This is a genomic window from Streptomyces sp. P5F9 (assembly GCF_057961495.1).
This window is the reverse complement of the sequence record NZ_JBXVPZ010000432.1, coordinates 1-8,144: the sequence shown is the minus strand read 5'-3', so window position 1 is coordinate 8,144 and position 8,144 is coordinate 1. Positions and strand designations below refer to the sequence as shown.

The window sequence follows — 8,144 nt, the reverse complement described above, 5'->3', positions numbered from 1 at the left end:
GCCCGCCCCCGGGCGTCTGCCCCCGCGGTGGCTGGTGCACGGCGGCCGTCTGCTCTCCTGGATCTCTCACACCAAGCCGCTCCCCCCGGCCAGTTCAGGCATGGCCCAGACACCAACTGCGGCCCTCGGCCAAAGAGCCAGCAGTAACCCGAGCCCGAGAACACCCTTCCCGAAGCAACCGCGAACCCTCAACCGTCATTTACGCCATCCGTACGTGTTCGGTACGTGAAAGGTGCGCCTCGCGCTAGGGTCTGAGGCAGGAGGTTCTGTATGTCCGAGCTGTTCGACGCGGTCGACGCGCTGGTCGCGTCCCGCTCCGCGCTGCCGTCCCCGGCGGAACGCAAACGGCTGCGCCAGGCGCACGGTCTGACGCTGGATGAGGTGGCCGCCGCACTGCAGGTGCGGCGTGCGACGGTCAGCGGCTGGGAGGCCGGCAAGACCGAGCCGCGGCCGCCGGAGCGCGATGCCTACGCCCGCATGCTGAAGCAGCTCGCCCAGCTCTACCCTGCCAACGCCCCGGTGCCTTCTGAGGACACGGCGGTTTCCGAGACGCCTGCCGTCTCGGCCGTTCCTGTGCCATCGGCCGCTGAACCGGCCAAAGCTCGCACCGAACCAACCGCAGACCGGATCCCGGAGCCTGTTTCCGAGGACACTGCGCTGCGTCCTGCCGCTGTGCCGCGTCCGGTGGCCACGACCAGGCCGACGTCGCGTCGGCCGCCCGCGCGTAACGCCGCGCCCGTCGGCAGCCCAGCCGGTGGTGTCGATGCGCGGTTCGAGAACGGGCCGCTCGCGGTCGTCGACGTCGCCGACGGCCAGGTGCTGGCGTACTGCGTCGGCGGCCTGGTCCTGGACGTACCGGCGAAGTCGATTCCGGCCCTGGTGGAGTGGACGCTGAGCGAGGGGCGGCTCGGTCAGCCGAAGCTGTCCGGGCCGGGCAAGGACGGCGATCCGCTGCTCGTCCTCACGCAGGCTGCGCTGGAGCACTACGGCCTGCCGGTCACGCTCACCAAGGAGGAGCGCCTGGCCGGGCGGATCCCGGAGAGCCACAAGGTCATCAAGCAACTGGCCCGCGCCAACTGGCAGCTGACGAAGCGCGGCTTCGGGCCCTGGGCGAGGATCTACCGACCCGCGCAGGGCTCAGAGCGGGCCTGCGTACAGCTGTGTATTCCGTCGTGGGACGCGCTGGACATCCGGCACTGGGCCGATGCCGCCCAGCTTCCGCCGGCCGAACTCGCCCGGCTGCTCGGTACGTATGCGTCCCGGGTGATGACGCCGCGCGGCTCCACCGCCGTCACGGGCCTGGAGCTGATGACCGCGCTGCACCCGCCGACCCGCGCCTCCGAGCCCGACGAGACGGGCAAGCGGCACTCCGAGCACAACCCCGGCTCGCTGGGGAAGGATCCGGTGGACTGCGCGCCGTGCGAGGCCCCCGACGGTCACCCGCTGCTCGCTGGCCTGCCGCGTTTTCACCGCCGTACCCCCGCGGAGGTTCTGGTGGAGGAGGCGTACGACTGGGCGCGCCCGCTCACCGACGCCGAATGCCTGCGCCCCCAGCTGGTGGGCATCGACGTGAACATGGCCTTCGCCGCCGGCGCCAACGGGCTGATCGTCGGGCTCGGTGCGCCGACGCACGTGAAGGCGCCGGTGTTCGACGCGAAGCTGCCCGGCTCGTGGCTGGTCGACCTGTCCCATATCGACCTGTCGAGGGTGAAGGCCGCCAAGGACACGTGGGCGGACCTGGAGGGCAGTCTGCTGCCGAGCCCGTTCACGCCGAAGGGTGAACGGCCCGAGGGCCCGGCGTGGTACGCCACGCCCACCGTCGCGTACGCGGTCGAGCTGGGCTACGAGGTGCGCCCGGTCGAGGCGTGGGTGCGTTACGACAACGGGCGTTACCTGGACGGCTGGTACAACCGGCTGCGCGACGCGTACCTCGCCACGATGGCCGACCTCGGGGTGGGCGCCGATCTGGCGCCGGAGGAGTTCCTGAAGGCGATGGACGGCTACCGCAGCCGCGACTCCGGACTGGCGGTCGTGGTGTCCGCGGTCAAGGCGACGGTGAAGGGCGGCATCGGCAAACTGCGCGAGCGCCCGCGCGGCGAGGGCTGGAAGCCCGGGCAGCCGTGGCGGGCCCTTGCCCGGCCGACGTGGCGCCCGGACATCCGCGCCGCCGTCATCTCCCGGACCCGGATCAACATGCACCGCAAGATCGTCAAGCACGCCGCCTTCACCGGGCAGTACCCGGTCGCGGTCCTCTCGGACTGCGCCGTCTACGCGTCCGACGGGCCGTCGCCGCTGGACTTCCTGCCCTACCGGGACGGCAAGCCGCTCCCGGGAGGCTTCAAGCTCGGCGTGAACCCCGGGCTGGTCAAGTGGGAGGGCACTCAGAGCGTGCTGTGGGGCGAGGGCGTGCGCGAGCAGTTCAACGCCCCGGACCTCAACCTCGCCCGGTACATCAAGGACGGCACCGTCACCGACCAGGACACCGGGGAGTAGGTAGAGCGCGATGAGCCTGTTCGGCAACGGCCTGGACGCCGCGGTGCACAAGGCGTTCACCCGCCCGGTGCCCAAGAGCGCGCCCGCGCAGATGCGCTACCTGGTGAAGCAGCTCAAGGGCACCAAGGCGGTCGCTCAGATGCTGCGGATCTCCCAGCGCACCGTCGAGCGGTACGTCAAGGAACAGATCAAGAAGCCCCGCCCGGACCTTGCCGCGCGCCTGGAGACCGAGGTGAAGAAGCGGTGGCAGCCGCAGATCCGCGCCCAGGCGCGGCAGAAGGCGGCGACCACGGGCGGCATCGTCATCGACACCCGCGCCCGGATCGGCTATACCGCACCGATCGGCACGACGGACGAGGACCGCCTCCGGCACCTGACCGTCGCGCTGCCGCCCCGCTACGCCGCCCGCCTCTTCGACGCCCAGGAGCAAGGCGCCACCGACCAGCAGCTCCAGCAGATCGCCGCAGAAGCACTCAAGGAGGCGTACTTCCAGGACAACGGCCGCCGCGCCGGCCAACTGGAGGAGGTCCGCTTCACCGACATCGAGCACCTTGAGTTCGACCTGTAGATCTCGAACAGCAGCGAGCCCCGTCGACTGCGACATGAGCGGCACCGATCTGGCTCACCTGCCTGCACTGGACCGCTGACCGGAGCGCCGTTTACGCAGATGCTGTGTTTTCCGGTTGCACCGGGTTTTGCGATGGACGTTGCGCGGGCCTTCACAGCCTCCCGGGATTCGCCCACGTCCCCGCCGAAGTCGAGAGTGCATGGTCGGCGCGGAGGCTCCGGCGATCGGGTCGCTCACGAGCGTTGGGTGTCGGGCGGGCCGCCGAGACCGGCAGACCGCTCCTCACCCCGACGGTCAGGCCAACGGCACGCTGCGGTCGGCGTGGACGACCGTCCCGTCGGCCAGCCCCGCGTATGGCCGCATCTGTGTGTACGGGATGCCCTGCTCCCGCTCTACCCGCCGCAGTTCATCGGCCCGGATCAGGAACCGCGCGGGAGGGGCGCCGGGGTCGAGCACGTGGGGGAGCGGAGTTGCCCAGTTCTCGCCTCGCGTGACGAACATGCGCCGGTCACCGGGGAGCTCGATGCCCCAGCCGGTAATGGCAATCGGCTGGTCTCCGGTGTTGACCGCCTCCACGCTGACGAAATGATCGCCTAGGTCCTGACTGCCGTCGGGCAGGTCGTAGACCGGGATGGAGTTGGAGACCTGGAGGATCACCCGGGGGCCTGCGGCAGCGGGCAGGTAGCTCGCGATGTGGAAGCGGTTCTCCTGTTGGTTGTGGTTTCCGACCTGCAGAGCGGTGGGGCCGTTGAAGGTGTTGCCGACCACGCCCTGCCGAGCCGCGAATTCCTGCTGCTCGACCACCAGCGCCTGAAGCTCGGTTGCGACCTGCTGCTGCTCGGAGTCCTCCAGATTCTCCAGGAGCGATTCGAAGCGGGTCTGCCACGATGCCTCCTGGCGGAGGAGCGCCCGCTCCGTCTCGCCGGTCGCATCGGCTTCTTCCAGCGCCTGCGCAGTGCGGTCAAGGCGCTCCAGCTCCGCACGCTCACGCTGAGTGTCGCCGCGTCCCAGGAGACGGGCTACGCGTTGCCGCAGACCGGTCCATGCATCTGTGCCTGCAGCTTGGACGACAGCGGTACCGCCGGCTCCGGCCACGGCCATGAGCGCTTCGGTGAGCATGCGCCAATCCTTTGGTCCGGGCAAAGCCGACCCCTCAAGCTGCGACGCTGAGGCTTGCAACCAGTGTCCCTGGCACCACTGACAACAGGCCCCGGCCGCGGCCCCGAGGGCGTGGACATCCTGCTGGCCATGACGACCCCGTACGTGATCACCGTCGCGTTGCTGGTGTGCGTGGTGGGCAGCGGAGCCTGCTCCGGCTTTCCGCTGAACGGCTCGGGGAACGGTGCCTACCGCCTCGGTGGAGATGATCGACAACGACCGGGCTGGCTGGCGTGCTGCTTGGCGCTGTGAGTATCTGACGGACTCGCGTGCCCCGAGACCGTGGCCGGGGCGATGGCTTCAACAGGTAAGAGCTGGCTGTCCCGGGACAACAGACCGACATCCTCCCGGTCCTCAGCCGCCAGCTCATCGTTATGAGCGAAATTGCGTGGAAGAAGCATCGGCACGTGCAGCTCTCCTTCGTTCTCTTCGGTCTGGGCTCGCTGGTGGTGTTCCTTGCGGGAGTCGCTGGCCGATGGGGTGAACACTGGATCGCAGGCCGAAGGGGAACGTCCAGGAAACGCGCACCGAGAGGTCCCGGGCCCCAGGGCGTAGGGCTGGGACCTCTCGGAGTTTCACCTCTGCCTGGCTCGACCCTCTACCGGCACCCCTCAGGCCCAGGTGATGCCCAGCCTGGCCAACTCGGCGCGCTGCGGGTTGGTGAGCTTGTCCCGCCTGGCCTTGGTGTTGCTCAGAAATACGCCAAGCCGGACGGATACCGGTTCAGTCTCGCCGTCGACCGCGATTTCTTCGCTGTGCCCGCGCGGGACGCTGGTCTTGCCCTCCCGTGCGATGTACTGCGCGAGTGCCGCTACGCCGCGGGCGAAGGCGGCCGACGTCTTGGCCGGACCGTCAGCCACACTCTTCTCGGCCGGAGCCGTAGCAGGCCGCTCGGCGGGCTTGACGCCCAGCCGGGACAGCCGGTCCTGCTGCTCGGTGGATAGCTGCGCCCAGGTGCTTGCTTCTCGTTGCCGTGCGAGCCATTTGCCGATGTCGTCGCCCTCGAACAGGACGCCCGGTTGGATGGTCGGCAGGCTGCCGTCGGCGTCGACGAGGTCGGCGAGGACGCGGTAGTGGCGCTGCCAGTCCAGCGGCCACGGGCAGTCCCAGTCCGGGTCGACCGCCGCCAGTTGCTGCGCGCGCTCCGCCGCCCGCTCCGGGTCCTTCCCGAGACCGCCCTTGCGCCTGAGATTGGCGACATGCTGCCCGACGGGCACCATCGCGTCGCCCTCGCCCCAGAGAGCGTCCTGACGCGGAGCCATGTGCCCGGTGGCCCGCCGGTAGGACCGCAGCGCGGCGAGCTTGGTCTCCCAGGCTTCCTCGCCCGGCTCCCACACCATCCCGGCCTCTTCGGTGTCCAGCAGCTCCTTGCGCCGCGGCTCCATCTCCCCGGCCCGCAGGGCCTTCCGCTGCTGGTGGACCCATCGCCCAAGCGGAAAATCTTTCGTCACCCCCACTTCGACCTCTACGTCGTAGGGGACGGCGTACACGCCGATGATCTCGTTCTCCTTCCGCCAGCGGATGAGGGCTTGGTAGCCCTCCAGCCACACCAGCGAGTCCGGCCGGTAGACGCGGGTGCGCAGGAACGCGGCGATGGTGGCCGCGTCGCGGGGAGTGGAGAAGTGGAGCAGGGCTGATTCGGCGGCGGCCTGGGTGTCGTCGTGCTCCTGGTCCTCGCTGTCGCCCGAGCCGTCGGTGCCGACGATCTGGCCGTCCTCATCGCGCTGCACGTGGACCTTGCGCGCGTGCTTGCCTCGGCTGAGGGCGCGGGAGGCGAGTTGCTCAACGAGTCGTTCATCATGACTGCGGAGCCCTTGCAAAACGGCTACAAGGGGGCGGAACGAGGCGCTGGCGACCATGTCGGTGGGGTCCTCGTTCGGTTCCAGGAAGACGGGCACGATGATGCGGGCAATCTTCGTGCTGCCGTCGCGGTTGAGCCTGAGCGCGCGGCCGATGTTCTGCACGATTTCCACCTGGGAGCCGCGGGTGTCGGCGAAGCAGACGGCTTCCACGCCCCGTTCGCCGGTGATGTCGACGCCTTCTCCGAGCACGCGAACGCTCGCGAGGAACGCGCGGTGTACGCGCCGGTTGTTGGCATCGATGCCGTTGGCGAACTGCCGCAGCGCCTCGCGTCGTTCGGTGACGAGGTGGTCGCCGCACAGCCATGCGGACCACACGCGGTCCGGGGGTACGTGGCGGCCGGCCTCCAGCTCGTAGAACTCCGCGTCGATCGACGATGCGGGGAGCCGGTACACGGCTGCCAGGTCGTCGTCGGAGGCGTCATTCATGTACAGCTCCGCAGCCGTCTCCGGCATCTTCTCCGCGAACGCCGCGGCCTCCTCCACCTTCTGATGGAAAGTCATCACAGTGCGCAGGTTGCGCGCGGCGGCGTGTTCCAGGAGCGCGGTCTGCAGAAGCGCCAGGCGCCGGCCGCGCTGCGCTTCCTCCGATTCTCCGCGGACGGGGGAGGGGTCGCGGATCTCCAGCACGTCGATCTCGAATCCGGCGAGGATCTCGCGCTCGATTGCTTCCGAGAGCCCCAGTTCGGCCAGCCATGGCCCGTAGGTTTCCGAGTCCTGGCCCATGGTCGCGATCTCCACATCCTGGCCGTCCGCGCCCTTCTGCGGCCGGGGCGCGGCGAGGATGCGCGGGGTGGCGGTGAGGTACAGCCGGAAGGCGGCGGGGATGCGGGCGTTGTCGTGGATCGCCGCCCAGGGCCTGCCAAGATCACCGGCGGTTGAGTGGGCTTCGTCGATGATGGCGAGCGAAAAACCGTCCATGCGCTGGCCGTACAGGCGCTCTCCGCCCGCCAGAGCGGCCTCCAGCGGCCCGCGAACGCGCCCCTGCCCCGTCGGGTCGTCGAAGTCCTCGCGGTCCACGAGGGAGGCGTAGGTGGCGAACACGATGACCTGCCCGCTCCCTGCCCACAGGGCGAGTTGGATCGGGTTGGTGGTGGTGCGCACCCCGAGCTCGTTCAGCACCGGGTCGTTCTCCAGCGAGCACACGGCGACCATGGGGGAGTGGTGGCCCACTGCCCGCCACGCCTGGGCGGTCTGCACGAGCAGGTCCAGGGTCGGCACCATGACGAGGATCCGGCCCTCGGGGAAGCACTCCAGCGCGCTCGCGGCCGCCATGATCGTTTTTCCGGAGCCGGTCGCTGACACGATCGTGCCACGGGCACCCTGAGGGGGCACAGATGATCTTGCAGGGAATCCGACCCACTTACGGAAACTCGACTTCTGGTCGATCTGGTGTTTCTTGAGTGGAATCCTGCTCATCGTCCGCCGTCCTTGTCAGTGCCGTACAGCCAGGCTTCACGAAGCCTTTCGAGAGGGGTTTCCGAGTCGCATTCCCTGGCCCAGATCCCTTCGAGCCACATCGGGGCGGCCTTGAGCCGCTCGCAGAGCATGAACGACCCGGGCAGCTCCACCAGGTGGTAGACGCCCGGAGGGAAGACGCCAGCGGGTCCGTCGACGCGCCACAGCTGCTCCAGCCGGGCCCGGTTCGCGACCAGGTAGTTCTCCAGTGCCTGCGGGTACGCCTCGCGGTCCGCCAGCTGCACGGTCCGCAGGGCGATCTCCCGGGACGTCTCCTGGTCCACTGCTCGGGGCTGGTGCCGGTCACGGCCGCGTAGTGCTGCTCGCACACGGTGAGGACGCGCTCGACAAGCTCCGCCGGCGCCTCGCTCTGCGGGCTTTCCTCGACGGCCTCCACGACGCGGTACAGGCCCTGGTCCCCGTACAGGCCGCCCGGCTTCTCCTTCGCTCGGCGCACCTTCGTCACGGCCTCCTCGACGGACCGCGCATAGGTGCAGTTCGTCACCACCGAGAATCCGGGGTGCGCCGGGTCGGTCGGCTGCGCCACGATCCGATAGCGGATCAGTCCTGAGTCAGACTCCACCGCCCCACCGCGCGCTCCTTCCTGA

Annotated in this window: 6 protein-coding genes and 1 pseudogene; 4 read left to right on the top strand and 3 right to left on the bottom strand. The window is 69.4% G+C overall.

Annotated features, from left to right (window positions below; translation table 11 throughout):
* Positions 1–270: 270 nt before the first annotated feature.
* On the top strand, positions 271–2,493 hold the full coding sequence (gene tap / locus AC31A1_RS41450; protein WP_489658252.1) for a telomere-associated protein Tap: 2,223 nt from the start codon (positions 271–273) through the stop codon (positions 2,491–2,493).
* A gap of 10 nt (positions 2,494–2,503) precedes the next feature.
* Entirely contained in the window at positions 2,504–3,061 is a 558-nt protein-coding gene (gene tpg / locus AC31A1_RS41445) for a telomere-protecting terminal protein Tpg (RefSeq protein ID WP_489658251.1), read from the top strand.
* Positions 3,062–3,355: 294 nt separating this feature from the next.
* On the opposite strand, the gene AC31A1_RS41440 is transcribed toward tpg, so the two are convergent.
* Positions 3,356–4,180, bottom strand: coding sequence for a hypothetical protein (locus AC31A1_RS41440; protein WP_489658250.1), 825 nt, complete (start codon positions 4,178–4,180; stop codon positions 3,356–3,358).
* A 63-nt stretch (positions 4,181–4,243) separates the two neighbouring features.
* On the opposite strand from AC31A1_RS41440, the gene AC31A1_RS41435 reads away from it, so the two are divergent.
* Together AC31A1_RS41435 and AC31A1_RS41430 are read left to right on the top strand one after the other, a co-directional pair.
* A complete protein-coding gene (locus AC31A1_RS41435; protein ID WP_489658249.1) occupies positions 4,244–4,471 on the top strand; it encodes a hypothetical protein in 228 nt (75 codons plus the stop codon).
* A gap of 62 nt (positions 4,472–4,533) precedes the next feature.
* Positions 4,534–4,668 (top strand): annotated as a pseudogene (locus tag AC31A1_RS41430) (Pycsar system effector family protein); the annotation flags it as partial.
* A 162-nt stretch (positions 4,669–4,830) separates the two neighbouring features.
* Here AC31A1_RS41430 and AC31A1_RS41425 read toward each other — a convergent pair.
* Entirely contained in the window at positions 4,831–7,497 is a 2,667-nt protein-coding gene (locus AC31A1_RS41425; protein ID WP_489658248.1) for a helicase associated domain-containing protein, read from the bottom strand.
* Entirely contained in the window at positions 7,494–7,820 is a 327-nt protein-coding gene (locus tag AC31A1_RS41420) for a hypothetical protein (RefSeq protein ID WP_489658247.1), read from the bottom strand. The genes AC31A1_RS41425 and AC31A1_RS41420 overlap by 4 nt, the downstream gene beginning before the upstream one ends.
* Positions 7,821–8,144: the final 324 nt, after the last annotated feature.